This is a genomic window from Hydrogenophaga crocea, from assembly GCF_011388215.1.
Classification (GTDB): domain Bacteria; phylum Pseudomonadota; class Gammaproteobacteria; order Burkholderiales; family Burkholderiaceae_C; genus Hydrogenophaga; species Hydrogenophaga crocea.
Genome location: NZ_CP049989.1, coordinates 1,441,275 through 1,466,738, shown reverse-complemented (window position 1 = coordinate 1,466,738; position 25,464 = coordinate 1,441,275). Strand labels below are relative to the sequence as shown.

Sequence of the window (25,464 nt, the reverse complement as noted above, 5' to 3'; positions counted from 1 at the left end):
ATCGCACAAGCTGCGCGCTGTCCGCGCACACGATGCGCGTGGCCGTTGAGGCGCGGCGCCCGGCGCTCTAGCCTCGGGGTTTGTTCTGACACCCGGAGACAAGTCCCATGCGAACCCAGGTCGCCATCATCGGCGCCGGCCCCTCGGGCCTGCTGCTCGGCCAACTGCTGCACAAGGCCGGCATCGACAACGTGATCATCGAGCGCCAGAGCGGCGACTACGTGCTCGGCCGCATCCGCGCCGGCATCCTCGAGCAGATCACCGTCGACCTGCTGCGCGAAGCGGGCGTGGGCGCCGGCGTTGAGCAAGGCGGTACGGTGCACCACAGCATCGAGCTGGTGTTCAAGAACACCCGCCACCCCATCGACGTGACCGGCCTCACGGGCGGCAAGGTGGTGACCGCCTATGGCCAGACCGAGATGACGCGCGACCTCATGGCAGCGCGCAGCGCCGCTGGCCTCACCACGGTCTACAGCGCAGGCAACGTGAGCATCCACGGCTTCGACGGCGCGAGCCCGAGCGTGCGCTACGAGAAGGACGGCCAGAGCCACGAGCTGGAGTGCGACTTCATCGCCGGCTGCGACGGCTTCCACGGCGTGTGCCGTGCGAGCGTGCCCGAGGGCTCGATCACCGAGTACGAGAAGGTCTACCCCTTCGGCTGGCTCGGCGTGCTCGCCGACGTGCCGCCGGTGTCGCCGCACGCCGTGGTCTACGCCAACAGCGAGCGCGGCTTCGGCCTGTGCTCGATGCGCAGCCTCACGCGCAGCCGCTACTACGTGCAGTGCCCGATCGACGACAAGGTCGAGGCCTGGAGCGACGACCGCTTCTGGGACGAGCTGCGCCGCCGCCTCGACCCCGCCATGGCCGAGGCCATCGTCACCGGCCCGAGCATCGAGAAAAGCATCGCGCCCTTGCGCAGCTTCGTGGCCGAGCCCATGCGCTTCGGCCGCCTGTTCCTCGCGGGCGATGCGGCGCACATCGTGCCGCCCACGGGCGCCAAGGGCCTGAACCTCGCCGCCAGCGACGTGAAGTACCTGTCGTCGGCCTTCATCGAGCACTACCGCGAGAAAAGCAACGCAGGCATCGACCACTACTCGCAGCGCGCGCTGGCGCGCGTGTGGCGCGCCGAGCGCTTCAGCTGGTGGCTGACCTCGCTCATGCACCGCTTCCCCGACACCGGCGGCTTCGGTCAGAAGGTGCAGGAGGCCGAGCTCGAGTACCTGGTGAACTCCGAGGCCATGTCGCGTACGCTGGCCGAGAACTACGTGGGGCTGCCGCTGAATTTCGGCGAAACTCCGCGTCCATGACCCGAGCCCTCAAGCCCCTGCGCGGCGTGCGCGTGCTCAGCCTCGCGCTGAACCTCCCCGGACCGGCCGCCCTGATGCGCCTGCGCGCACTGGGCGCCACCTGCACCAAGGCCGAACCGCCGGGCCGCGATGGCGGCAGCGGCGATCCCATGGGCCAGTACAACCCGGCCGCCTATGCGCAGTTGCACGAGGGCGTCAAACGCATCACGGTCGACCTCAAGACCGAGGCCGGCCAGGCCGCGCTGCGGCGGGAGCTCGCGCGCACCGACGTGCTGCTCACCTCGTTCCGCCCGTCGGCGCTGACCAAGCTCGGGCTGTCGTGGAAGGCGCTGCACAAGGCCTACCCCACGCTGTCCATGGTGGCCATCGTGGGCGCGCCCGGTGAGCGCGCTGAGGAACCCGGGCACGACCTCACCTACCTGGCCGACGCCGGCCTGGTCACGGGCCTGGACCTGCCGGCCACGCTGTTCGCCGACATGGGCGGCGCGCTGCTGGCCACCAACGCCGCGCTGCAGGCCGTGCTGCTGGCCCGCTCCAGCGGCCGTGGCAGCTTCCACGAGGTGGCGCTGTCGGACGCCGCCGCCTGGCTCGCCCTGCCCCGCCACTGGGGCCTCACGCAGCCCAAGGGGGCCGTGGGCGGCGCGCACGCGGGTTACCGCGTCTACCCCTGCAAGGACGGCCGCGTGGCCGTGGCTGCGCTCGAGCCGCACTTCGCGGCCGCGCTCTGCGAGGCCGCTGGCGTGCCCGTGAGCGGCATGGCCACGCTGTTCGCCCCCGCCACCCACGAGGCCATTGCGGCCTTCTTCGCCGGCCGCACGCGCCGTCAGCTCGACCGCCTCGGCGCCGAGCGCGACATCCCGCTGCACACGCTGGCCTGAACCGGCGCGACAAACGCCACTTTTTCGCCGGTTTTCCGGCGCCCTGGCGTGCGGGTGGCGGTGGACAATCGAGCGATACCCCCGCTCACCGGCCATGAAAAAGCAAGGCTCCATCGTCCGCTGGGACCCCGCACAGGCCTGCGGCTACATCCGCAGCCCCGACACACCGGCCGATGTGTACTTCCACATCGGCGACTACAACGGGCCGCATCCCGTCGAAACCGGCACCCAGGTGGTGTTCAACGAAATCGTGGTGGGCGGCAAGGGGCCGCGCGCCCTGGCGGTGCGCCTGCCGCCCCCGCCGCCGCTGCGCCGCGAGGCGGCCGAGCCGGCCCCCGAGCCGGTGCTCGCGGCCACCGGCCCCTCGCCCGCGCAGCGCTGGCGCGAGGCGCGCGACCGCAAGCGCCAGGCCATCACGGCCCTGGCGCTGCTGGGCGGCTGGTCGCTGTTGTGGCTGCTGGGCATCGCCTTCGGCCGATTTCCCTGGGTCGTGCTCACGGGGGTGGTGCTGGTGAACGCCGCCGCCTTCTTCCTCTACTGGCGCGACCAGTACGTGGAAAAGGAAGGCGGCGAGCCGGTGCCGACCGAGCTGCTCCACCTGGTGGCGGCGCTGGGCGGCTGGCCGTCGGCCTGGCTGGCCCAGCATGCGCTGCAGCACCGCCTGAACGAGCCCGCTTTCCAGCGGATGTTCATCGCCTGCGCGGTGCTTAACGTGGTCGGGCTGTTCTTCTGGGTGGTCTGGCCACTGGCCGGGCACTGAACAGGGCCGCGGCGCTCAGCGCGGCTTGGGCCGGCGCGCCGCGCCGCCCGTGCCCGCCCGCGGCGGCAGGCCGGTGTGCTGCGTGAGCAGGCGGCCCTTGGGCGCAGGCTGCCCGGCCCCCTGCGAGCGCGCCTGGCCGGGCGGCGTGCTGTTCTTGCGCCGCGCGCTCTGGTAGCCGCCGTCGGTGAGCGGCTGGTAGGTCGGGATCAGGTGCTGCTTGCCGTTGCCGATGAGATCGGCCCGGCCCATGGCCTTGAGCGCTTCGCGCAGCAGCGGCCAGTTGTTCGGGTCGTGGTAACGCAGAAAGGCCTTGTGCAGGCGGCGGCGCTTCTCACCGCGCACGATGTCCACGCGCTCGGAGCGGCCGCCCGGCCCGATGTCGCGGTGGATGCCCTTGAGCGGGTTGAGGCCCGAGTGGTACATGGCCGTGGCGGTGGCCATGGGGCTGGGGTAGAAGGTCTGCACCTGGTCGGCGCGGAAACCGTTGCGCTTGAGCCAGAGCGCGAGGTTCATCATGTCCTCGTCGCTGGTGCCGGGGTGCGCGGCGATGAAGTACGGGATGAGGTACTGCTTCTTGCCCGCCTCTTCGCTGTACTTCTCGAACATCTGCTTGAAGCGGTCGTAGCTGCCGATGCCGGGCTTCATCATCTTCGACAGCGGACCGCTCTCGGTGTGCTCGGGCGCGATCTTGAGGTAGCCGCCCACGTGGTGCTGCACCAGCTCCTTCACGTACTCGGGGCTCTGCACCGCGAGGTCGTAGCGCAGGCCCGAGCCGATCAGCACCTTCTTGATGCCCTTCAAGGCACGTGCGCGGCGGTAGATCTTGATCAGCGGGCCGTGGTCGGTGGTGAGGTTCTGGCAGATGCCCGGATAAACGCAACTGGGCTTGCGGCAGGCGGCCTCGATCTCGGGCGTGCGGCAGCCCAGGCGGTACATGTTGGCCGTGGGGCCGCCGAGGTCGCTCACCACGCCGGTGAAGCCCTCGACCTTGTCGCGCATCTCCTCGAGCTCGCGGATGATCGAGTCTTCGGAGCGGCTCTGGATGATGCGGCCCTCGTGCTCGGTGATCGAGCAGAAGGTGCAGCCGCCGAAGCAGCCGCGCATGATGTTCACGCTGAAGCGGATCATCTCCCACGCGGGGATCTTGGTCGCGCCGTCGTGGCGGCCGTGCTCGTCGGCGTAGGACGGGTGCGGCGAGCGCGCGTACGGCAGGTCGAACACGTGGTCCATCTCGGCCGTGGTGAGCGGAATGGGCGGCGGGTTGATCCACACGTCGCGCGCGGTCGCGCCCTCGCCGTGCGCCTGCACCAGCGCGCGCGCGTTGCCGGGGTTGGCCTCCACGTGCAGCACGCGGTTGGCGTGCGCGTAGAGCACCGGGTCGCTCCTGACCTGCTCGTAGCTGGGCAGGCGGATCACGGTGCGCTCGCGCGGCGGGCGTTTGCCCTTGCCCTGCAGCGCGGGGTTGGGCACGAAGGTCAGCGGCTGCACGGCCGCGCCTTGCGGCGAGGCCGTCGCATCAGGCGACTCGTCTTTCGAGCACGACTGGCCCTGCGACTGCGCCGCCTCGCTGGTGGTCATGTAGGGGTTGAGGTGGGCTTCGACCGGCCCGGGCTGATCGACCTCGGTGGAATCGATCTCGATCCAGCCCTCGGCGCTCGGGTCGCCCGGGCGGCGGATGAAGGCGGTGCCACGCACGTCGGTGATGGCCTCGACCGGCGTGCGCGCGGCCAGGCGGTGCGCGACCTCGACCAGCGCGCGCTCGGCGTTGCCATAGAGCAGCAGGTCGCACTTGCTGTCGACCACGATGGAGCGGCGCACCTTGTCGCTCCAGTAGTCGTAGTGGGCGATGCGGCGCAGGCTGCCTTCGATGCCGCCGAGAACGATGGGCACGTCCTTGTAAGCCTCGCGGCAGCGCTGGCTGTAGACGATGGCCGCGCGGTCGGGGCGCTTTCCGCCCACGTCACCGGGCGTGTAGGCGTCGTCGCTGCGGATCTTCCGGTCGGCGGTGTACCGGTTGATCATCGAGTCCATGTTGCCCGCGGTCACGCCCCAGAACAGGTTGGGCCTGCCCAGGGCCTTGAAGGCCTGGGCGCTGGTCCAGTCGGGCTGGGCGATGATGCCCACGCGAAAGCCCTGCGCTTCGAGCACGCGGCCGATCACGGCCATGCCGAAGCTCGGGTGGTCGACATAGGCGTCGCCGGTGACGAGGATGACGTCGCAGCTGTCCCAGCCGAGCGCGTCCATCTCGGCCCGGCTCATGGGCAGGAAGGGCGCGGTGCCGAAGCGCTTCGCCCAGTAAGGGCGGTAGCTGGTCAGCGGCTTGGCGGGCCGGTGGAAAAAGGAGACGTCGATGGGGGCGTTCATGGCGCGATGGGCGCAAAAGGCGCGCCGTGCGGGCGCCGCGCAAAACGCGCGATTTTACCGGCCGCCCCCTGTTTGCGCAGCCGTGGGCCCTCTCACTTGGGCTTGAGCTGCCAGTCGGGCACGCCCCCGGCGGCCCGGCGCGCCGGTGCCGGGGCGCTGGCCTGGGCCTGCCGGCGGCTTTCCAGGCGCTGCGCGGCCAGCTTGGCCGTGAGCTTGAGCCGCGTGAGGTCCTCGAAGCTCACGTGTCCGTTGGGCTCGAAGCTGAAGCAGCACAAGGTGCCATAGACCTCGCCGTTGCCGAGCACCAGCGGCGTGCTCAGGTGGGTGCCGATGGGAAACGGCAACTCCTTGAGCAGGGGCGCGGCCGCGGGCTCCTTCTTCGCATCGGCGATGTACTGCGGCAGGCGGCCATCGACCACGCGCTGGCACCAGCTCTGCTCGAGTGGCGCGCCCTCGCCTTCCGCGATCACCTTCACGCCCGGGGCCTGGTCGACCTTGCGGAACACGCGCTCGCCATTGACGAACTCGGAGACAAACACCACGTCCATGCCCATGCGTTCGCGCAGCAGCTTGAGCACCTCGCCGATCGAGCGGTCGATGCCTTCGTCGGTGTTGTCGGCGGTGGCCACGAGCAGTTCGGACACCCGCACCGAGATGCTGTCGGGGCCGAAATCGGAAGGAGCAAAGGGATTCATCTTCATGCGCCGGTTTATAGCGGCGCACGGTGTATCAAGGTGTTTTTCCGCCCGCCCCTGCATGGGCAATCAGGCGGTCGATCATCTCCAGCAGCGTCTTGCGCTCGGCCGCGCTCAGGCAGCCCATGATCTCGCGGTTGCGGCGCTCGATCAGCGCCATGGCGCGCTGGTGCAGCTGCGCCCCGCGGCGCGACAGGCTGAGCACCACGGCCCGCGCGTCGGTGTCGCTCGCGCTCTTGAGCACCAGCTCGCGTGCCACCAGCATCTGCGCAGCGCGGCTGGCCTGGGCCTTGTCGAGGTGGGCGTGCGCGGCAAGGTCGTTGACCGACAACGGACCGAACGCGCCCACGGCCGCGAGCGCACGGCCCTCGGCCACGCCCAGCCCGAGCTCGTCGGCATAGGCCTGCGCGGTGGCGCGGTCGGTGAGCTTGCCCAGGCGGTGCAGCCGCCAGGTGAGCTGCTCGCCCAGCGGCCGCGCGGGCTTCATGCCAGGGGCTCCTGCAGGCAGCGCACGCGGGCCTGCTCGATCAGCGGCAGGGCCGCGGCGGCGTCGGGCAGCCGCGCGAGCAGCGACAGGCTGAGCATGGCGAGCATCAGCGGGGCCTGCGGCTCGCCCACGTCGCCCAGGGCCTTGCACAGGGCGGTGTAGCTGGTGTCCAGGTCGGTATCGGTCATGCGAACACTCCGGTGGTGGCGAGCGCCTGCGCCACGGGGCGCGGATCGAGGCCGTGCCAGCGGCCCATCACGTAGCCGTCGGGGCGCACCAGCACCAGCGCGGCCTCGTCGGGCCCTTGCAGGCCGTGGCGCTGCCAGGCCTGGCCGTGCACGTCCATGGCGGCCGTGATGCACACCGCCTCCACGCCCTCGGGCAGGGCCGGCGCGGCGCCGCCGAACACCAGGCACACGAAGCCCTGGCCGTAGCGGCGGCTCAGGTGGGTCTCGCCCTGCGGGCCGCGCAGCAGCGCTTCGGGAGCGGGCGAGCCGGGCGCAGCGACGTTGTTCGCCCAGGCGCCGTCGTCGGCCACGTTGAGCACCGAGCCGGTGTACGCGATGGGCGCCGATTGGCGCGGGTTGATCAGCGCGCGCACGTGCGGGTCGTCGACCGCGAGCCGCAGCGCGGCCTCGCGCATGAGGCGGAAGGCGAAATCGGGCGGCGCCATGAACTCGGTGCTCTTGGCGCCGTAGGCAAGGTTCTCGTGCGTGGCGTGCACGCGCTCGGTGCTGTAGCTCTCCAGCAGCGCCTCGGGCGACTGGCCGCGCACCACGCGTGCGAGCTTCCACGCGAGGTTGCCCGCGTCGTCCAGGCCCGAGTTGAGCCCGCGCACGCCGAAGATCGGCACCAGGTGCGCGGCGTCGCCCGCGAAGCACACGCGCCCATAGCGGTAGCGCGGCAGCGTGAGGCACTTGGCGTTGTAGATCGAGATCCACAGCGGCTCCCAGGGCTCGGTCTCGCCGATCATCTGCAGGTGGCTCTGCACGCGCGGCAGCACGTTCTCGGGCTTGACGGCTTCGGCCGGGTCTTCGTCGTCGCGGATCTGGTAGTCGATGCGCCAGACCTCGTCGGGCTGGCGGTGCATGAGGATGGTCGAGCCGGGGTTGGACGGCGGGTCGAACCAGGCCAGGCGCTCCACCGCGCGGTGCGTTTTCTGGCGGATGTCCACGATCACGTAGCGGCCCTCGTACTGGGTGCCTTCGAGCTGCAGGCCCATTTGCTCGCGCACCGTGCTGCGGCCGCCGTCGCAGGCCACGAGCCAGTCGGCGCGCAGCCGGCGCTCGCCGGCGGGCGTGTCGATCGTGAGGTCCACGCCGTCGGCCTGCGGCTGCACCGCGCGCACACGGTGGTTCCAGAACACCGCGCCGCCCTCGCCCATGGCCTGGTGCGCGTAGGCCTCGACGTAGAACTGCTGGATGTTGACCATGGGCGCGAAGCGCTGCGTGGGCTCGCTGGGCATCTGGAAGTGCAGCACCTCGGTCTCGCGGAAGTGGCTGCGCCCGCCGACCCAGCCCAGGCCCTTGCCCACCAGCGGCGCATCGGCCCCGACCCAGCCCAGGATCTCCTGCGAGCGGCGCGAGATGCAGATGGCCCGGCTGCCGGTGCAATAGGCCTCGTCGGCTTCGATCACCACGCAGGCGATGCCCTGGCGCGAGAGCAGCGCCGCCAGCGTGAGGCCCACCGGGCCGCCGCCGGCGATGGCCACGGGAATGCGTTCGGGAAGGGTCGGGTTCATGGTTCCGAATTGGTTGCGGGCGCAACTATATAGGGATTCCCATGCCCACCGGCGCACCACCCGTCGATACGATGGACCGACCCCATTGCGACCCACACCCGGAGACCCCCCATGCCCGTTTTCGACACCCTGCGCATCGACCACGACCCGCAGAACCCGCGCGTGGCGCGGCTGCTGCTCAACCGCGCCGAGCACTACAACGCGATCACCGACCGCACGCCGGCCGACATCCGCGCCGCGGTGGAATGGGCCAACGCCGACCCGGCCGTGCACGTGATCGTGGTGGAAGGCGCGGGCAAGGGCTTCTGCGGCGGCTACGACCTGGTGCACTACGGCCAGGGCGATATCGACCACCCCTGCCAGCAGGAACGCCACCCCTGGGACCCGATGGCCGACTACGCCGTGATGAAGCGCAACACCGAGGACTTCATGAGCCTGTGGCGCAGCGCCAAGCCCACCATCGCCAAGGTGCACGGCGCGGCCGTGGCCGGCGGCAGCGACATTGCGCTGTGCTGCGACCTGCTGGTGATCGCCGAAGACGCGCGCATCGGCTACATGCCCACGCGCGTGTGGGGCTGCCCCACCACCGCCATGTGGACCTACCGGCTCGGCCCGGCGCGCGCCAAGCAGCTCATGTTCACGGGCGACGTGATCGACGGCCGCACCGCACTCGCCTGGGGCCTGGCCAACGAGGCCGTGCCCGCCGACCAGCTCGACGCGCGCACGATGGCGCTGGCCGAACGCATCGCGGGCGTGCCCTCGTCGCACCTGGCCATGCACAAGCTGGTGGTCAACCAGGTGATGCTCACCATGGGCCTCGAACAATCGCAGCAGATGGCCACCGTGTTCGACGGCATCACGCGCCACAACCCCGAGGGCCTGTGGTTCCGCCGCTATGCCCAGGAAAAGGGCTTCAAGGCCGCGGTGCAGTGGCGCGACAGCGGCCAGCCCATCCCCGAGGGCGATGAGGCGCGCGCGCTGATCCGCGAAATGGAGTCGCGCCGGCCGCCGCGCGGCTGACCCCTGTTCATCTGGACACAGGTCTTACGGAACCGTCCCGGATGTAAGGCCTGTGCTGCCTAGCATGGCGGCTCTCGCATCCCGCACCATCACACCAAGGAGAGTCACATGGCACTGCAGTTCGGCAAACGCGACAACGAGCAAGCCCGTCCGCTGGGTTCCGGCATGGCCAGCCCGCGCCCCACCCCCGGCGCTTACGGCAGCACCGCCCCGTCCACGTCCAGTCCCGAACCGCAGACCCCGGCGGCCAGCCAGCCGGCCGCGAGCACCGCCACGGCCACGCCCGAAGGCGGCAGCAAGCTCATCGTGGGCCCGAACATCAAGCTCAAGGGCGTCGAGATCCAGGACTGCGACACGCTGTTCGTCGAAGGCACGGTGGAGGCCACGATGGACTCGCGCGTGATCCAGATCGCGCAGCAGGGCGCGTTCAAGGGTTCGGCCGAGGTCGACGTGGCCGAGGTGCACGGCACCATCGATGGCAACCTCACGGTGCGCCAGAAGCTCGTGATCCACGCCACCGGCAAGGTCACGGGCCGCATCCGCTACGGCAAGGTCGTGATCGAGGAAGGCGGCCAGCTCTCGGGCGACGTCGAATGCGCGGCCGCGGCGACGGGCAAGGCCACGCAGGCCGCGGGCAGCAAGCCGTCCATGGCGCTGGCGGCCTGAGCGCGGCGCGGGCCTGACGCGCTGGCGCAAGGCCCGCCGGCCCCGGTATGCTCGGGGCCATGTACGCCGAGTTCTTCGGGCTCGAGCGCGAGCCCTTCTCGATCGCGCCCGACCCGCGTTACCTCTTCATGAGCGAGCGCCACCGCGAGGCGCTCGCACACCTGCTGTACGGCATCCGCGGCGGCGGCGGCTTCGTGCTGCTCAGCGGCGAGATCGGCGCCGGCAAGACCACCATCTGCCGCTGCTTTCTCGAGCAGGTGCCCGAGAACTGCCGGGTGGCCTACATCTTCAACCCCAAGCTCACGGTGGGCGACCTGCTGCGCACCATCTGCCGCGAGTTCAACGTCGAGGTGCGGCACGAGGGCATCGGCCCGGCCACGGTCAAGGACCACCTCGACCCGCTCAACGAATACCTGCTGGCCAGCCACGCGCGCGGCGAGCGCAACCTGCTCATCATCGACGAGGCGCAGAACCTCACGCCGCACGTGCTCGAGCAGCTGCGCCTGCTCACCAACCTCGAAACCAGCGAACGCAAGCTGCTGCAGATCGTGCTGATCGGCCAGCCCGAGCTGCGTGACGTGGTCGCGCGGCCCGAGCTCGAGCAGCTCGCGCAGCGCGTGATCGCGCGCTACCACCTCGAAGCCCTCAACCCCGCCGAGACGCGCGAGTACATCCAGCACCGCCTGCAGGTGGCCGGCCTCAAGGGGCCGGTGCCGTTCGCCCCCGCGGCCATCGAGCGCATCCACCAGCTCTCGCGCGGCGTGCCGCGCCGCATCAACCTGCTGTGCGACCGCGCCCTGCTGGGCGCCTACGCCTCGCAGCAGCACCGCGTGGAGCGCGCCACGGTCGACAAGGCCGCCACCGAGGTGTTCGACGACGCGTCGCGGCCCCGCCGGTCCGACCCGCGCGCGGCCCGGCAGCGCCTCGCGCGCGGGCGCTGGAACGCACTGGCCACGGGCGCGCTGGCCGGGGCCGTGGTGGGGGCGGCCACGGCCGCGGCCGTGGCCTGGTTCTGGCTGCAGCAGCGCGCCCCGGCGCCGGCCCCGGCGGCCACCGTGCTGCCCACGCCCACGCCTGCGCCTGCGCCTGCGCCGCCACCGGCCACGGCCGCCGCCAGCCCCGCGGCCGCGCCGGCCGAGGTCGAGCTGCCCCTGGCCTGGCCGCCCGCGTCCGCGCTCATCGCGAGCGACACCGAGGCCTGGCGGGCCATCGCGCCGCTGTGGGGCGCGAGCCTCACGGGCAACGACCCCTGCGCCCAGGCCATCGGCGCAGGCCTGCAGTGCTACCGCACCGACCGCATGACCGTGCACGGCCTGCGCCAGCTCAACCGCCCCGGTGTGCTGCAGCTGCGCCTGCCCGATGGCGCGAGCGGTCGCCTGCTGCTCACCGCCCTGAACGGCGACAGCGCCGTGCTCGGCCGCGGTGAGCAGCGCTGGCGCGTGCCGCTCACCGAACTCGCCGAACGCTGGCAGGGCGACTACGCCACGCTGTGGCGCCTGCCCCCGGGCCAGACCACGCGGCTGATCGACGGCCGCAGCGGTCCTGCCGGGGCCTGGCTGGCCGAGCGCATCGCCGCGCTGCAGGCGCAGGGCCGGGTGCCGGCCTCGCGCGACGAACCCGCGGCGCGGCTCGCAAGCTTCCAGCGCGCCCAGGGCATCGACGCCGGCGGCCCGGCCGGCCCCGTCACCTTCATGCAGCTCAACCTGGCCAGCGGCGTGGACGAGCCCCGGCTGTTGCCGCGATCCTGAGGCCACGCCATGTCCTACATCCTCGATGCCTTGCGGCGCGCCGACGCGGAGCGCGAACGCGGCCGCGTGCCCGGCCTGCACACCCAGGTGCCGCCCACGCGCACAGGCGACGCGGCGCGCTCGGGTGCAGGCCGCGGGGCGCGTCGGCCGTGGCGGCTGGCGCTGTTGCTGATTGCGCTCTTTGCGTTGCTGGCCGTGGCCGCCGGGTGGTGGTTCGGCCGTGGCAGCGCGCCGGTGACGGCCCAGGCCCCTGCGCCGGCCCCTGCGCCCGCACCGGCGGTGGCCACCGCGCCCCCTCCCCCGGCCCCGCCGGTGTCGCCGGCCCCACCGGCCCTACCCGCACCGGTACAGCCGGTACAACCCATCCTGGCACCGCCCCCGCCTCCGCCGCCTTCGCCGCCTCCGCCCGCGCGCGCGGCGGCCCCCGCCCCCGCTCCCTCTTCCGCCGTTGCATCCACGCCCGCGCCCGCCCCGGCGGCCAAACCCGCTGCCGCCGGCCCCGCGCCGGCCGACGAGGCCCTGCCCCGCGTGGCCGACCTGCCCGAGCCCGCGCGCGCGGGCCTGCCCGCGCTGAAGGTCAGCGGCGCCACCTACGCCAGCAATCCCGCGCTGCGCATGCTCATCGTCGACGGCAAGGTGCTGCAGGAAGGCCAGGACATCGCGCCCGGCCTCAAGCTCGAGACCATCGGCCCGCGCGCCGCGGTCATCAACCACCAGGGCCAGCGCCTGCGCCTGACCTACTGAGCCCATGTCCGCGTCCCGCCCGCTGCTCTGCGTGGAGCAACTGCATTTCGCCTGGCCCGGCGCCGCGCCGCTGTTCGACGGTTTATCGCTGCAGGCGGGCCCGGGCCTGACCTGGGTGTGTGGTGACGAGGGCGTGGGCAAGACCACGCTGCTGGCCCTGATCGCGGGCGCGCTCGCGCCTCAGGCCGGCCGTCTTGAAGCCGCCGGCACCGACCGCGCCCGCGACCCGGACGGCTACCGCCGCCAGGTGTTCTGGGTCGACCCGCGCAGCACCGAGCACGACGCCATGCCCGGTGCCGGCTACCTCGAAGCCGCGGCCCGCCACTGGCCCGCGCTCGACGAAGACCTGCTGGCCGACTGCGTGGATGGTTTCGGGCTCGACGAGCACCTGCACAAGCCGCTCTACATGCTGTCCACGGGCAGCCGGCGCAAGCTGTGGCTGTGCGCAGCGCTGGCCTCGGGCGCGCCCGTGACGCTGATCGACCAGCCCTTCGCCGCGCTCGACACGCCCTCGATCCGCTTCCTGCGCACGTGCCTGGCCGACGCCGCCACGGCCGGCACACGCGCCTGGCTCGTGGCCGACCACGAGCCGGCCGATCTCGGCGTGCCCGCCGCCACCGTGTGGCTGCCGGCCCGCGCGGGCTGAATCCCGCAAGCCCTCAGCGCGCGCCCAGGCCCATCTGGCGCGAAATCAGCTCTTTCATGATCTCGTTGGTGCCGCCGTAGATGCGCTGCACGCGCGCGTCGGCGTAGGCGCGGGTGATGGGGTATTCCCACATGTAGCCGTAGCCGCCGTGCAGCTGCACGCATTCGTCCATCACCTTGCACTGCAGGTCGCTGCACCAGTACTTGGCCATGCTCGCGGTGGCCGAATCGAGCTTGTCTTCGACAATCAGTTCGCAGCACTTGTCCACGAACACACGCGCCACCTGCACCTCGGTCTGCAGTTCGGCCAGGGTGTAGCGGGTGTTCTGGAACGCGCCCACCGTGCTGCCGAAGGCCTTGCGGTCCTTCACGTACTGCACGGTCCAGTCGATCGCGGCCTGTGCCGCGGCCACCGCGCCGATGGCGATCTGCAGCCGCTCCCAGGGCAGTTGCTCCATCAGACAGACGAAACCGCGGCCCACGAAATCGGGCCCGCCGAGCACGTTCTCGGCCGGCACGTGCACGTTGTTGAAGAACAGCTCGGACGTGTCCTGCGCCTTCAGCCCCAGCTTCTTCAGTCGTTTGCCCTTCTCGAAGCCGGGCATGCCGCGCTCGACCAGCAGCAGCGTGGTGCCCTTGGCGCCCGCGGCCGGGTCGGTCTTGGCCACCACGATCACGAGGTCGGCGTGCCAGCCGTTGGTGATGAAGGTCTTGCTGCCATTGAGCCGGTAGCTGCCATCGGGCTGCACCAGGGCCGTGGTCTTGATGCCCTGCAGGTCGCTGCCTGCGGCGGGTTCGCTCATGGCGATCGCACCCACCATCTCGCCCGTGGCCAGGCGCGGCAGGTAATGGCGCTTTTGCGCCTCGGTGCCGTAGTGCAGGATGTAGGGCGCCACGATCTCGCTGTGCAGGCCGAAGCCGATGCCGCTGAAGCCACCGCGGGCCAGCGCCTCCATCTGGGCCACGGCATAAAGCTTGTCCACGCCCGAGCCGCCGTAGGCCTCGGGCATGGTGGCGCACAGAAAGCCGTTTTCGCCGGCCTTGCGCCAGACCTCGCGGTCCACGTAGCCCTGCTCCTCCCAGGCCTCGTGGAAGGGAGCGATTTCCTTGTCAACGAAACGCTGGAAGCTGTCCGCGAAGGCGGCGTGGTCGGCATGGAAGAGGCTGCGTTCGATCATGATGTCTCCAAGTGGACGCCCGATGGGATTTTTAGCAAGCAGTTGCTTGGCAAAAGTCTATACTGGCCCGGGTTTTCGGTGATCACCGAGGAGACACGCACATGAGTGAAGCGGCATTCATCTTCGACGCCATCCGCACGCCCCGGGGCAAGGGCAAGAAGGACGGCAGCCTGCACGAGGTCAAGCCGGTCGACCTGCTCGCCGGCACGTTGGACGCGCTGCAGCGCCGGCAGGGATTCGACACCGGCGCGGTCGACGACGTGGTGATGGGCGTGGTCTCGCCCATCGGCGAGCAGGGCTCGGTGATCGCCAAGGTGGCGGCGCTCAAGGCCGGCTGGGACTGGCGCTGCGCCGGCGTGCAGCTCAACCGCTTCTGCGCCTCGGGCCTGGAGGCGGTGAACACCGCGGCCATGAAGGTGGCCAGCGGCTGGGAAGACCTGGTGGTGGCCGGCGGCGTGGAGAGCATGAGCCGCGTGCCCATCGGCTCCGATGGCGGCGCCTGGGCGCAGGACCCGGCCACCAACAGCGCCACGCTGTTCGTGCCCCAGGGCATTGGCGCCGACCTGATCGCCACGCTCGAAGGTTTCACGCGCGAGGACGTCGACGCCTACGCCCTCGTCTCGCAGCAGCGCGCGGCCGCCGCGCGCAGCGAAGGCCGCTTCCAGCGCTCGGTGGTGCCGGTGCAGGACATGCTCGGCCAGACCCTGCTTGGCGAAGACGAGTTCATCAAGCCGCACACCACGCTGGAAGGCCTGGCCGCGCTGCGGCCCGCGTTCGAGCAGCTCGGCGCCATGGGTTTCGACGCCGTGGCCTTGCAGCGCTACCCGCAGGTCGAGCGCATCGAGCACGTGCACCACGCGGGCAACTCCTCGGGCATCGTCGACGGCGCGGCCGCCGTGCTGATCGGCAACGAGGCCGCGGCCAAGGCCCACGGGCTCACGCCGCGCGCGCGCATCGTGTCGGTGGCGCTGTCGGGGGCCGACCCGACCATCATGCTCACCGGCCCCATGCCCGCCTCGCGCAAGGCCCTGGCCAAGGCCGGCCTCACGGTCGACGACATCGACCTGTTCGAGGTCAACGAGGCCTTCGCCGCGGTGCCCATGAAGTTCATGCGCGAAATGGGCGTGCCGCACGAGAAGGTCAACGTCAATGGCGGCGCGATCGCGCTCGGCCATCCGCTGGGCGCCACGGGCGCCATGATCCTCGGCACCCTGCTCGACGAACTCGAGCGCCGCAACCTCAAGCGCGGCCTGGCCACGCTGTGCGTGGGCGGGGGCATGGGCATCGCGACCATCATCGAGCGGGTTTGAACGCATGAAGACCATCCAGTACGAACTGCACCAGGGCGTCGCCACCATCACCTTCGACGAGCCCGGCTCGCCGGTGAACACCATGTGCGCCGACTGGCAGCGCGACATGAGCACCGTGACCGGCCTGGTGGTGCGCGACAAGGCGCTCATCAAGGGCATCATCCTCGCGTCCAACAAGAGCACCTTCTTCGCGGGCGCCGACCTCAAGGCCACGCTCAAGCTGCAGGCGTCCGATGCACCGCGCGTCTTCGCCGAGATCGAGCAGCTCAAGAAGAACTTCCGCACCCTCGAAACCCTGGGCGTGCCGGTGGTGAGCTGCATCAACGGCGCCGCGCTCGGCGGCGGCTGGGAGGTGGCGCTGGTGGGCCACCACCGCATCGCGCTCGACAACCCGCGCATCCAGCTCGGTCTGCCCGAGATCACGCTGGGCCTGATCCCGGGCGCCACCGGCATCACCAAGATGACGCGCCTGCTCGGCCTGCAGGGCGCGCAGCCCTACATCCTCGAGAGCCGGCTGTTCAACCCGCGCGAGGCGCTCGAGCTCGGCCTGGTGCACGAGCTCGCGCCCGACGCCACCACGCTGCGCGCCGCGGCCGAGGCCTACATCGCCACCCACGCGAGCGCCCAGCACCCCTGGGACGCCAAGGACTACAAGATGCCCGGCGGCACGCCCGCCAACCCCAAGATCGCGGGCATGCTCAGCGTGGCGCCCGCGGTGCTCAAGCAGAAGACGCGCGGCCTCTATCCGGCGCCCGAGGCCGCGCTCGCGGCCATGGTCGAAGGCGCGATGGTCGACTACGACACCGCGCTGCGCATCGAAAGCCGCTACCTCGCCCAGCTCATCGTGAGCCCGGTGGCGCGCAACATGATCACGGCCTTTTTCTTCCACCTGAACGCGGTCAAGGGCGGCAGCTCGCGCCCCGCCGACGTGCCGAAGTTCAAGCCGAGGAAGGTCGGCATCCTGGGCGCGGGCATGATGGGCGCGGGCATCGCCTACGCCCAGGCCAGCCGCGGCATCGACACCGTGCTCGAAGACGTGAGCCTGGAGAACGCCGAGCTGGGCCGCGCCTACAGCCTGCGCGTGACGCAGCCGCGCGTGGACAAGGGCCAGATGAGCGTGGTCGCGCAACAGGCGCTGCTGGCACGCATCACGCCCACCGACCACGCCAAGGACCTGCAGGGCTGCGAGCTCATCATCGAGGCCGTGACCGAGAACCGCGACGTGAAGGCGCAGGTCACGCGCGAGGCCGAGGCCCAGCTCGCGCCCGGCGGCTTCATGGCCAGCAACACCTCCACCCTGCCGATCACCGGCCTGGCCAAGGCGGTGGCGCGGCCCGAGAAATTCGTCGGCATCCACTTCTTCAGCCCGGTCGACAAGATGCAGCTGGTGGAGATCATCCGCGGCCAGAAGACCGACGACGAGACCATCGCGCGCGCCTACGACTACGTGCAGGCCCTGGGCAAGCTGCCCATCGTGGTGAACGACTCGCGCGGCTTCTACACCAGCCGCACCTTCGGCACCTTCGTGATGGAAGGCGCGACCATGCTCGGCGAAGGCGTGCCGGCGCCGGTGATCGAGAACGCCGCGGTGCAGGCCGGCATGCCCGTGGGCCCGCTCGCGGTGCTCGACGAAACCGCGCTCTCGCTCGCGGTGCACGTGCTCGACCAGACCCGTGCCGACTACAAGGCCGAGGGCAAGGTCTATGAGCCTGGCTCGGGCGAACTGCTGGTGGAGCGCATGGTCAAGACGCTGCGGCGCGCGGGCCGGCACGCCGGTGGCGGCTTCTACGACTACCCGCCGGGCCAGCGCAAGCACCTGTGGCCCGAGCTCAAGGGGCTGTTCGAAGACCCCAAGCTCGATTGGTCGCTGCAGGACGTGAAGGACCGCCTGCTCTACCGCCAGTCGGTGGAGACCGTGCGCTGCCTGGCCGAAGGCGTGCTCACCACGGCGCACGACGCCAACATCGGCTCGATCTTCGGCATCGGTTTTCCGGCCTGGACCGGCGGGGCCTTGCAGTTCGTCTACGGCCAGGGCATCGATGCCTTCGAAAAACGCTGCGATGATCTCGCGCGCCGCTTCGGCCAGGGCTTCCTGCTCGATGGCGCCGCGCGCGACGCGATCCGCCGCTTCGCGCCCCAACCCTGATCGTTCCTTTCGCCGCTTCCGTCACCCATGTCCCGTCTGCACAACAAGGTCTGTCTCATCACCGGCGCCGCCCAGGGCATCGGCCTGGCCACCGCCGAAACCTTTGCGCGCGAAGGCGCGATCGTGGTCCTTGCCGACCTCAAGCCCGAGCCCGTGGCCGAGGCCGTGCGGCGCTGCCAGGCGCTGGGCGCGCGGGCCGAGGGCCATGCGCTCGACGTCACCGACCGCGCGCGCGTGGACGCCGTGGTGGAAGAGGTGCTCGCGCGCCACGGCCGCATCGACGTGCTGGTGAACAACGCCGGCATCACGCAGGACGCGCGCCTGCAGAAAATGACGCTTGAACAATTCGATCGCGTCATCGACGTCAACCTGCGCGGCGTGTTCCATTGCGCCCAGCGCGTGGCCGACGCCATGGTGCAGCAGGGTTCGGGCGTGATCCTCAACGCCTCGTCGGTGGTGGGCATTTATGGCAACTACGGCCAGACCAACTACGCCGCCAGCAAGTTCGGCGTGATCGGCTTCACCAAGACCTGGGCCCGCGAACTCGGGCCCAAGGGCGTGCGCGTGAACGCGGTCGCGCCCGGCTTCATCGAAACGCCCATCCTCGGCACCATCCCCGACAAGGTGATCGCCGAGATGCAGCAGCGCGTGCCGCTGCGCCGCCTGGGCCGACCCGAGGAAATCGCCAGCGTCTACGCCTTCCTCGCGAGCGACGACGCGAGCTACGTCAACGGCGCCGTGATCGAGGTCAGCGGCGGCATGTCGGTGTGATGCCCGAACCTGAACCCGCACCCACAACCGAGGCCGCCCCCGCCAGCCCGCGCTCGCGCCGCGAGCTGTTCACCGCCTTCACCTGGCTCGCCCTGCAGGGCTTCGGCGGCGTGCTCGCCGTGGTACAGCGCGAGCTGGTCGAAAAGCGCCAATGGCTCACGCGCGAGCAGTTCGTCGAGGACTGGGCGGTGGCGCAGATCATGCCGGGCCCCAACGTGGTGAACCTGGCCATGATGATCGGCGGCCGCCACTTCGGCCTCTCGGGCGCGCTGGTGGCGGTGGCGGGCATGCTGCTCGCGCCGCTGGCCCTGCTGCTCGTGATGGCCGTGCTCTACACCCAGCTCGCGCATGCCCCCGCCGTGCAGGGCGCCTTGCGCGGCATGGGCGCGGTGGCCGCGGGCATGATCGCGGCCACCGGCATCAAGCTCGTGGCGGCCCTGCGCAACAACGCCATGGGCATGGGGGCCTGCCTGGCCTTCGCGGCCGCGAGCTTCGCTGGTGTGGGGCTGTTGCGATGGCCGCTGGCCTGGGTGCTGCTGGCGCTGGGCCCGCTGGCCTGCGGCTGGGCCTGGCGCCGGCTGGCCGCGCGGAGCACCGCATGAACGCGCTGCCGATCGCCGTCGACTGGCTCGACCTGTTCCTGCACTTCCTCACGCTCTCGCTGCTGGCGGTGGGCGGCGCGATCACGGTCGCACCCGACATGCACCGCTACCTCGTGACGCAGCACGGCTGGCTCACCGACGCACAGTTCACCGCCTCGATCGCGCTCTCGCAGGCCGCGCCCGGCCCCAACGTGCTGTTCATCGCGCTGCTGGGCTTCAACATCGGCCTGAACGCGGGCGGCGGCCCGCAGGGCGGCGCGTGGGCCTGGGCGCTGGGCCTGTTCGGCGTGTGCACCACCATGCTGGCCATCCTGCTGCCGTCTTCGGTGCTCACCTACACGGCCACGCGCTGGGCGCACCACAATCGCGAACGCCGCGCGGTGCGCGCCTTCAAGGCCGGCATGGCGCCCATCGTGGTGGCGCTGCTGATCGCCACCGGCTGGCTGCTCACGGCCGCCCACAACGAGCCGGCGCGAGACTGGCGGCTGTGGCTGCTCACCGCAGCGGCGGTGTTGCTCGTGTGGCGCACCCGCATCCACCTGCTGTGGCTGCTGGGTGCGGGGGGCTTGCTGGGCGCACTGGGCTGGGTGTGAACCCGGGCGCCCCATCGCGCGGGCTCAGCGCCCGATCGGCAGGTAGTCGAAGCCCATGCGGCGCACGAAGGCCGGGTCGTAGAGGTTGCGGCCGTCCACGATCAGCGGCTGCTTCAGGCGCTGCTTGATGAGGTTGAAGTCCGGGCTGCGGAACTCCTTCCACTCGGTCACGATGACCAGCGCGTCCGCGCCTTCCAGGGTTTCGTTGGGCGACTTGGCGTAGCTCAGGCCCTGCACGCCCTTGAGCACGCGCTGGGTTTCCTCCATGGCGGCCGGGTCGTAGGCGGTCACGGTGGCGCCGGCGGCCAGCACCTCGTGGATGAAGCTCAGGCTCGGCGCTTCGCGCATGTCGTCGGTGTTGGGCTTGAAGGCCAGGCCCCAGAGCGCGATGTGCCGGCCCTTGAGGTCGTCGCCCAGGCGCTGCTTGAGCTTTCGCGCCAGCACCTGCTTCTGCGCGTCGTTGGCGGCCTCGACCGCCTTGAGCACCTTGAGCTCCAGGTTCGCGTCGGTGGCGGCGGTCTGGATCAGGGCCTTCACGTCCTTGGGGAAGCAGGAGCCGCCGTAGCCCGCGCCGGGGTACAGGAAGTGGTAGCCGATGCGCGGGTCGGAGCCGATGCCCTGGCGCACCATCTCGATGTCGGCGCCCAGCTTCTCGGCCAGGTTGGCCAGCTCGTTCATGAAGCTGATGCGCGTGGCCAGCATGGCGTTGGCCGCGTACTTGATGAGCTCGGCGCTGCGCACGTCGGTCACCACCAGGCGCTCGTGGTTGCGCTGGAAGGGGGCGTAGAGCGCGCGCATGAGGAAGATGGCCTGCTCGTCGCTGCCGCCCACGACGATGCGGTCGGGGCGCATGAAGTCGTCGACAGCCGCGCCTTCCTTGAGGAATTCGGGGTTGGACACCACGGCGAAGGGCGTGTCCACGCCGCGCTGAGCGAGCTCGTCGGCGATCGCGGCCTTGACCTTGTCGGCCGTGCCCACGGGCACCGTGCTCTTGTCGACCACCACCTTGTAGTCGGTCATGAGGCGGCCGATGTTGCGCGCGGCGGCCAGCACGTACTGCATGTCGGCCGAACCGTCTTCGTCGGGCGGCGTGCCCACGGCGATGAACTGGATGGTGCCGTGGTTGACGGCGCGCGCCACGTCGGTGGTGAAGTGCAGGCGGCCGGCGGCCACGTTGCGCGCCACCATTTCCTCGAGCCCCGGTTCGTAGATCGGGATGCCGCCCGACTCCAGAATGCGGATCTTCTCGGGATTCACATCGAGGCAGAGCACGTCGTTGCCCACCTCGGCCAGGCAGGCACCGCTGACCAGGCCCACATACCCCGTACCCACCACCGTGACTTTCATGTTCCGTGTTTCCTTTGCGTCATCCCTCTTCCTCGGGGACGGCGCATGATAGCGGCGCAAATTGACAACCAAGGTACACGCCTGGGGGGTATTCCATGAAGAAATTCCTGTTCCAGGTGTTCATCGCGCTGCTCGGTCTCGGGGCGCTGGGTCTGCTGGCCGCTGCGGTCTGGCTCTGGACCAGCGACACCGGCCGCCAATGGCGCGCGCAGCTCGGCGAGCGCAGCCCCAACGACGCGCTGCGCCACCTGCAAAGGCGGCTGCAGGGTCACACCCGGCTCGAGGCCGTGCTGCTGCCCGCCCTGCAGGCCGCGCAGCGGCGCCTGGAAATCGAGCCCCCGGCGGGCGCGTTGCCCGATCTGGGCAAAGGCCAGCGCAGCGAGCCGGCGCCTCGCCCCGCCGGGCTCGTGCAGACCCGGCGGGTGGACAGCCCGCAGGCCATTCGCGAAGCCTTGATGCAGGCCACGCCCGGCACCGACATCGTGGTCGCGCCCGGCCTCTACCCCTTCGAGACCAAGCTGCGCCTGGGGCAGGACGGCACGGCCCTGGCGCCCATCGCGCTGCGCGCGGAGCGCCCGGGCACCGTGTGGTTCGCGTTCGGGCAGGTCGAGGGCGTGCTGGTGGACAAGGCCCACTGGCGCTTCGAGAACCTCGACATCCGGGGCGTGTGCCCACGCCACGACGATTGCGAACACGCCTTCCATGTGGTCGGGCGCGGCCACCATGTGGTCATCCGCAACAACCGCATCCGTGACTTCAACGCGGCCATCAAGGTCAACGGCTGGGACGGCGACTGGCCCGACCACGGGCTGCTGGCGCAGAACACCCTGGTCAACAGCGGGCCCCGGCAAACCGACAAGCCGGTGGTCATGTTCGACCTCGTCGGGGCCAGCCATTGGCGCATCCAGGACAACCACGTGGCCGGTTTCGTGAAGGCACACGGCAACCAGGTCTCGTACGGCCTGTTCGCCAAGGGAGCCAGCGAAGACGCGCGCTTCGAGCGCAACCTGGTGGTCTGCACGCCCAGCGGCATTTCCCAGCCGGGCGTGCGCGTGGGCATTTCGTTCGGCGGCGGCGGCACCGATCCGGGCGCCTGCCGCAGCGAGCGCTGCGCCGCGCACGAACACCGCGGCGGCCTGGCCGCCAACAACATCGTGGCCCACTGCAACGACGTCGGGCTCGACGCGAACCGCGCGCAGGACATCCAGCTGCTGCACAACACGCTGGTCAATACCGCGGGCATCGGCGCCCGCAACGGCTCCGGGGTGCGGCTGCGGGCCAACCTCTCGGACGCCGGAGTGTGGGTGCGCGACGGCAGCCGGGTCGACCGCCAGCTCGATGCCCGGCTCGCCGAGTTCTTTGATCCGGCACTTGCGCGTGCATTGCAATGGCGGGCGCAGCCCGCTACTGCCAATGCGGGGATTCCTGCATTTGCCGACACCGACTTTCACCGCATTCGGCGTTCGGAAATTGCCATTGCGGGCGCATTAAATTCACTTTAAATAGGTCTGTCACGCTTTTCCGACATTTTGTGACAATTGCCCTCGCCAGGCATTGATTGGCCATTCGGCTTGCAAATTCTTACCGGCCTGCCAGGCCGGCCGCTGAATTTTGGCGGTCAATAATCCAGACGCGTGATTTTGTCCGGTTTTTGCCGCCGGTCCACCCCGTCGAACCTTCCATCTCCCTTCACTGGATTTCCCCGCACAAGCGTGGCGGCTGTCCCCATTTGTGTCTATTCGTAAGCAATTTACCGTTCGTCTGTGGCCGCTGACCGCCCAACAGCGCGAATTTCCGCACATCGTTCGCCGAAAACAGCTTGTCCTTTGTGCGGCTTTTCACGAAATCGTCAACCGTAAAGTCCGCCACAGTGCAGCCGAGAAATGGGAGGAAGGCCGCCCGGTTGTGAAAACAGTCACAACCCTTCGCCAATAGGAAGCCCCCTGAATACCTTTTTCGGATAGGCCTCCTCGAACCCGAATCGCTTATCAACCTTTTGTCGAGTTTCTGGATCATATGCAACCCGAACTGATTACGAGCACCCCCCAGCCGGCCCGCGCGGTGCTCGCCGCCCTCTTTGCGGCCGCGACCCTGAGCGCCTGCGGTGGTGGGGGTGGCAGCTCCCCGGCGCTCGAGAGCACGGCATCGGCGACCGAGGTTTATCCCGCCGATATCGAAACGATGGACGCCGCGGAACGGCTGCGCCGCTATCCGAATTGGCGACCGCGGACAACCGCTCCGGCGCCTGCACCCGCTCCGGCACCTGCACCCGCTCCGGCACCTGCACCCGCTCCGGCGCCTGCACCCGCTCCGGCGCCTGCACCCGCTCCGGCACCTGCACCCGCTCCGGCACCTGCACCCGCTCCGGCGCCTGCACCCGCTCCGGCGCCTGCACCCGCTCCGGCGCCCGCACCCGCTCCGGCTCCCGCACCCGCTCCGGCACCCGCACCCGCACCCGCACCCGCTCCGGCTCCCGCACCCGCTCCGGCACCCGCTCCGGCGCCGGCCACCGGTCCTGGCGGCCTGGCCTGCGCCACGGGTGCCATCACCTGCGTTGAGGTGTCCGCAGGCAGCGCACAGACCAGCGTGCCCGTGACCTTCGGTCAGCCCTTCCGTCGCGGTGACTGGTCCAACACCCAGGGCCTGGTGGCACGCGACGCCGCGGGCAACACCGTGCCGCTGCAGGCCGACGAGATTTCCACCCACAGCGACGGCTCGGTGCGCTTTGCCGTGCTCAGCGCGCAGCTCAACAACCTGGCGGCCAACACCCCGCGCATCGTCAACTTCTACACGGCCGCCAAGACCACGCCCAGCGTGACGCTGCCTGCGGCGCCCAACTGGAACCTCAAGGTCACCGCCACGCTGTCCGACGGCAGCGTGCTCACCGCCGACCCCCAGGCCCAGCTCGTGCAGCAGATCGCCTCGGGCAGCAACCGCCGCCTCCACGGCCCCGTGGCCAGCGAGTTCACCGTGGTCGCGCCCATGATGCGCGCCAACGGCACCGCCCACCCGCACCTGGTGGCGCGGCTGCACACCCGGCTCTACGACAACGGCACGCGCTTTCGCACCGACGTGGTGATGGAGAACACCCGCACCTTCACGGCCAGCCCCTCCAACATCACCTACTCGCTCAACGTCACGGCCAACGGCAGCACGCTGCTGAGCCAGCCCAGCTTCACCCACTACCACCATGCGCGCTGGCACAAGGTGGTCTGGAGCGGCGGCGTCAACCCCAATGCCCGGGTGCGCCACCACATGCCCTACTTCCTGGCCTCGCGGGCGACGTGGAACTACAACCTCGGGCTCAAGATCCCCGAGACCACGCTGGCCAACGAAGCCAAGTACCTGGCCGCGGCCCAGACCGGCCCGATGCAGCCGGCGCTGCTGGACACCAACTTCCCCGGCACCGGCGGGCGCCCGGAGATCGCGCCCGTGCCGCGCTGGACCGCGCTGTACCTGATCACCCAGGACGACCGCGCCCGCGCCTCCATGCTGGCCAACGCCGACGCCGCCGCGGGCGTGCCCATCCACTACCGCGACGAGAACACCGGCCACCCGGTGAGCATCGACGGCGCCAACGCCAACCTCAGCCTGAAGTACGGCACCTCCAGCCCCGCCGTGCCCGCCGGCATCGGCTCGACCATCTGGGAACCCGATGGCGCGCACCAGGGCTCGTTCTCCTACATCCCGTACCTGGTCACGGGCGACGCGTTCTACCTCGAGGAGGCCATGTTCTGGGCCGGCTGGAACATCGCCGCGGCCGACCCGTACTACCGCGACGGCGGCAAGGGCATCATCAAGGCCGAGCAGGTGCGCGGGCAGTCCTGGGGCCTGCGCTCGATGGCCGAGGTGGCCTTCGCCATCCCCGATGCGCACCCGAAGAAGGCGTACTACCGCACCATCTTCAACAACAACCTCACCTGGTTCGCCGAGACCTACGGCAAGTTCACCGCGCCCTGGATCTCGCCCATGGGTGCCGTGGTCTCGCAGTACAACAACGACCAGTCGCCGTCGTACGAGAGCGACTTCATGACCATCGTGCTGAGCTGGCTCAGCGAGAACGGCGAGACGCCGGCCACCACGGCGCTGACCAACATCGCGCGCATGCAGGTCGATCGCTTCATGGCCGAGTCGCAGGGCTTCTGCACGGCCAAGGCGCCGGGCTACTGGCTCAACGTGAAGAACGCCTCGGGTGCCTACGTGACCACCTGGCGCGACTACTACACGCTCAACTACGGTGCGCCGCCCAGCTCCTGCGCCGGTGTGGCCGTGGAAGGCTACCCCGACTGGGCCGCCGGCTACGCCGCCGTGGCCCGCGCCATGCTGGGCTCGGCCGCCAACGCCGGAGTGGCCAACGCCGCAGCCGCCTACACCCGCTGGGTGGGCTTCACGCCCCTCATCGACACCGGCTCGGCCGGCTTCCTCACCGAGCCCCAGTACGCCATCGTGCCGCGCTGAGAAC

22 protein-coding genes are annotated in these 25,464 nt (G+C 70.4%); 15 read left to right on the top strand and 7 right to left on the bottom strand.

The window, feature by feature from the left end:
• Nucleotides 1-107: 107 nt before the first annotated feature.
• From pobA to G9Q37_RS07000, 3 genes are all read left to right on the top strand, one after another.
• Nucleotides 108-1,307: a 4-hydroxybenzoate 3-monooxygenase gene (pobA, locus tag G9Q37_RS07010; RefSeq protein ID WP_166226485.1), complete on the top strand. Its 1,200-nt coding sequence runs from the start codon at nucleotides 108-110 to the stop codon at nucleotides 1,305-1,307.
• Nucleotides 1,304-2,185, top strand: coding sequence for a CoA transferase (locus G9Q37_RS07005; RefSeq protein ID WP_166226483.1), 882 nt, complete (start codon nucleotides 1,304-1,306; stop codon nucleotides 2,183-2,185). The genes pobA and G9Q37_RS07005 overlap by 4 nt, the downstream gene beginning before the upstream one ends.
• Nucleotides 2,186-2,279: 94 nt before the next feature.
• Entirely contained in the window at nucleotides 2,280-2,945 is a 666-nt protein-coding gene (locus G9Q37_RS07000) for a DUF1294 domain-containing protein (RefSeq protein WP_166226481.1), read from the top strand.
• A gap of 15 nt (nucleotides 2,946-2,960) precedes the next feature.
• Here G9Q37_RS07000 and G9Q37_RS06995 read toward each other — a convergent pair whose 3' ends face one another.
• From G9Q37_RS06995 to G9Q37_RS06975, 5 genes are all read right to left on the bottom strand, one after another.
• Nucleotides 2,961-5,309 (bottom strand): YgiQ family radical SAM protein, encoded by a 2,349-nt coding sequence (locus G9Q37_RS06995; RefSeq protein ID WP_166226480.1) that lies wholly within the window; start codon nucleotides 5,307-5,309, stop codon nucleotides 2,961-2,963.
• Nucleotides 5,310-5,401: 92 nt separating this feature from the next.
• Nucleotides 5,402-6,010 carry a GAF domain-containing protein gene (locus G9Q37_RS06990; protein ID WP_166226478.1) on the bottom strand — a complete coding sequence of 203 codons (609 nt, stop codon included), beginning with the start codon at nucleotides 6,008-6,010 and terminating at the stop codon, nucleotides 5,402-5,404.
• Between the two features lie 28 nt (nucleotides 6,011-6,038).
• Nucleotides 6,039-6,491, bottom strand: coding sequence for a MarR family winged helix-turn-helix transcriptional regulator (locus G9Q37_RS06985; protein ID WP_166226476.1), 453 nt, complete (start codon nucleotides 6,489-6,491; stop codon nucleotides 6,039-6,041).
• Nucleotides 6,488-6,679: a hypothetical protein gene (locus G9Q37_RS06980; protein WP_166226474.1), complete on the bottom strand. Its 192-nt coding sequence runs from the start codon at nucleotides 6,677-6,679 to the stop codon at nucleotides 6,488-6,490. The genes G9Q37_RS06985 and G9Q37_RS06980 overlap by 4 nt, the downstream gene beginning before the upstream one ends.
• The gene (locus tag G9Q37_RS06975; protein WP_166226472.1) at nucleotides 6,676-8,232 is read right to left on the bottom strand and encodes an FAD-dependent monooxygenase; all 1,557 of its coding nucleotides are present in this window, start codon (nucleotides 8,230-8,232) and stop codon (nucleotides 6,676-6,678) included. Before G9Q37_RS06975 ends, G9Q37_RS06980 begins: the two co-directional genes overlap by 4 nt.
• A 111-nt stretch (nucleotides 8,233-8,343) precedes the next feature.
• On the opposite strand from G9Q37_RS06975, the gene G9Q37_RS06970 reads away from it, so the two are divergent.
• From G9Q37_RS06970 to G9Q37_RS06950, 5 genes are all read left to right on the top strand, one after another.
• Nucleotides 8,344-9,252 carry a crotonase/enoyl-CoA hydratase family protein gene (locus G9Q37_RS06970; RefSeq protein ID WP_166226470.1) on the top strand — a complete coding sequence of 303 codons (909 nt, stop codon included), beginning with the start codon at nucleotides 8,344-8,346 and terminating at the stop codon, nucleotides 9,250-9,252.
• Between the two features lie 108 nt (nucleotides 9,253-9,360).
• Nucleotides 9,361-9,918 (top strand): bactofilin family protein, encoded by a 558-nt coding sequence (locus tag G9Q37_RS06965; RefSeq protein ID WP_166226468.1) that lies wholly within the window; start codon nucleotides 9,361-9,363, stop codon nucleotides 9,916-9,918.
• A 59-nt stretch (nucleotides 9,919-9,977) separates the two neighbouring features.
• A complete protein-coding gene (locus G9Q37_RS06960) occupies nucleotides 9,978-11,666 on the top strand; it encodes an ExeA family protein (RefSeq protein WP_166226466.1) in 1,689 nt (562 codons plus the stop codon).
• Nucleotides 11,667-11,675: 9 nt separating this feature from the next.
• Nucleotides 11,676-12,410 carry a general secretion pathway protein GspB gene (locus G9Q37_RS06955; RefSeq protein WP_166226464.1) on the top strand — a complete coding sequence of 245 codons (735 nt, stop codon included), beginning with the start codon at nucleotides 11,676-11,678 and terminating at the stop codon, nucleotides 12,408-12,410.
• 4 nt (nucleotides 12,411-12,414) lie between these two features.
• The gene (locus G9Q37_RS06950; RefSeq protein WP_240936556.1) at nucleotides 12,415-13,056 is read left to right on the top strand and encodes an ABC transporter ATP-binding protein; all 642 of its coding nucleotides are present in this window, start codon (nucleotides 12,415-12,417) and stop codon (nucleotides 13,054-13,056) included.
• Nucleotides 13,057-13,069: 13 nt separating this feature from the next.
• Here the strand turns inward: G9Q37_RS06950 and G9Q37_RS06945 are convergent, their stop codons facing one another.
• The gene (locus tag G9Q37_RS06945) at nucleotides 13,070-14,233 is read right to left on the bottom strand and encodes an acyl-CoA dehydrogenase family protein (RefSeq protein WP_166226462.1); all 1,164 of its coding nucleotides are present in this window, start codon (nucleotides 14,231-14,233) and stop codon (nucleotides 13,070-13,072) included.
• 101 nt (nucleotides 14,234-14,334) lie between these two features.
• Between G9Q37_RS06945 and G9Q37_RS06940 the strand changes: the two genes are divergently transcribed.
• From G9Q37_RS06940 to G9Q37_RS06920, 5 genes are read left to right on the top strand one after another with little or no spacing between them, the layout of a single operon-like run.
• Complete coding sequence (locus G9Q37_RS06940) at nucleotides 14,335-15,543, top strand: acetyl-CoA C-acetyltransferase (protein WP_166226460.1); 1,209 nt, start codon at nucleotides 14,335-14,337, stop codon at nucleotides 15,541-15,543.
• Between the two features lie 4 nt (nucleotides 15,544-15,547).
• Nucleotides 15,548-17,689 (top strand): 3-hydroxyacyl-CoA dehydrogenase NAD-binding domain-containing protein, encoded by a 2,142-nt coding sequence (locus tag G9Q37_RS06935; protein ID WP_166226458.1) that lies wholly within the window; start codon nucleotides 15,548-15,550, stop codon nucleotides 17,687-17,689.
• Between the two features lie 27 nt (nucleotides 17,690-17,716).
• The gene (fabG, locus tag G9Q37_RS06930) at nucleotides 17,717-18,460 is read left to right on the top strand and encodes a 3-oxoacyl-ACP reductase FabG (RefSeq protein WP_166226456.1); all 744 of its coding nucleotides are present in this window, start codon (nucleotides 17,717-17,719) and stop codon (nucleotides 18,458-18,460) included.
• Complete coding sequence (locus tag G9Q37_RS06925) at nucleotides 18,460-19,062, top strand: chromate transporter (protein ID WP_166226454.1); 603 nt, start codon at nucleotides 18,460-18,462, stop codon at nucleotides 19,060-19,062. The genes fabG and G9Q37_RS06925 overlap by 1 nt, the downstream gene beginning before the upstream one ends.
• A complete protein-coding gene (locus tag G9Q37_RS06920) occupies nucleotides 19,059-19,655 on the top strand; it encodes a chromate transporter (protein WP_166226452.1) in 597 nt (198 codons plus the stop codon). Before G9Q37_RS06925 ends, G9Q37_RS06920 begins: the two co-directional genes overlap by 4 nt.
• A 24-nt stretch (nucleotides 19,656-19,679) precedes the next feature.
• Here the strand turns inward: G9Q37_RS06920 and G9Q37_RS06915 are convergent, their stop codons facing one another.
• A complete protein-coding gene (locus G9Q37_RS06915; RefSeq protein WP_166226451.1) occupies nucleotides 19,680-21,002 on the bottom strand; it encodes a UDP-glucose dehydrogenase family protein in 1,323 nt (440 codons plus the stop codon).
• Nucleotides 21,003-21,097: 95 nt separating this feature from the next.
• Here G9Q37_RS06915 and G9Q37_RS06910 point away from each other — a divergent pair, with 95 nt between their 5' ends.
• Both G9Q37_RS06910 and G9Q37_RS06905 read left to right on the top strand, forming a co-directional pair.
• The gene (locus tag G9Q37_RS06910) at nucleotides 21,098-22,504 is read left to right on the top strand and encodes a right-handed parallel beta-helix repeat-containing protein (protein ID WP_166226449.1); all 1,407 of its coding nucleotides are present in this window, start codon (nucleotides 21,098-21,100) and stop codon (nucleotides 22,502-22,504) included.
• Nucleotides 22,505-23,561: 1,057 nt separating this feature from the next.
• Complete coding sequence (locus G9Q37_RS06905; RefSeq protein ID WP_240936633.1) at nucleotides 23,562-25,460, top strand: RIFT barrel domain-containing protein; 1,899 nt, start codon at nucleotides 23,562-23,564, stop codon at nucleotides 25,458-25,460.
• Nucleotides 25,461-25,464: the final 4 nt, after the last annotated feature.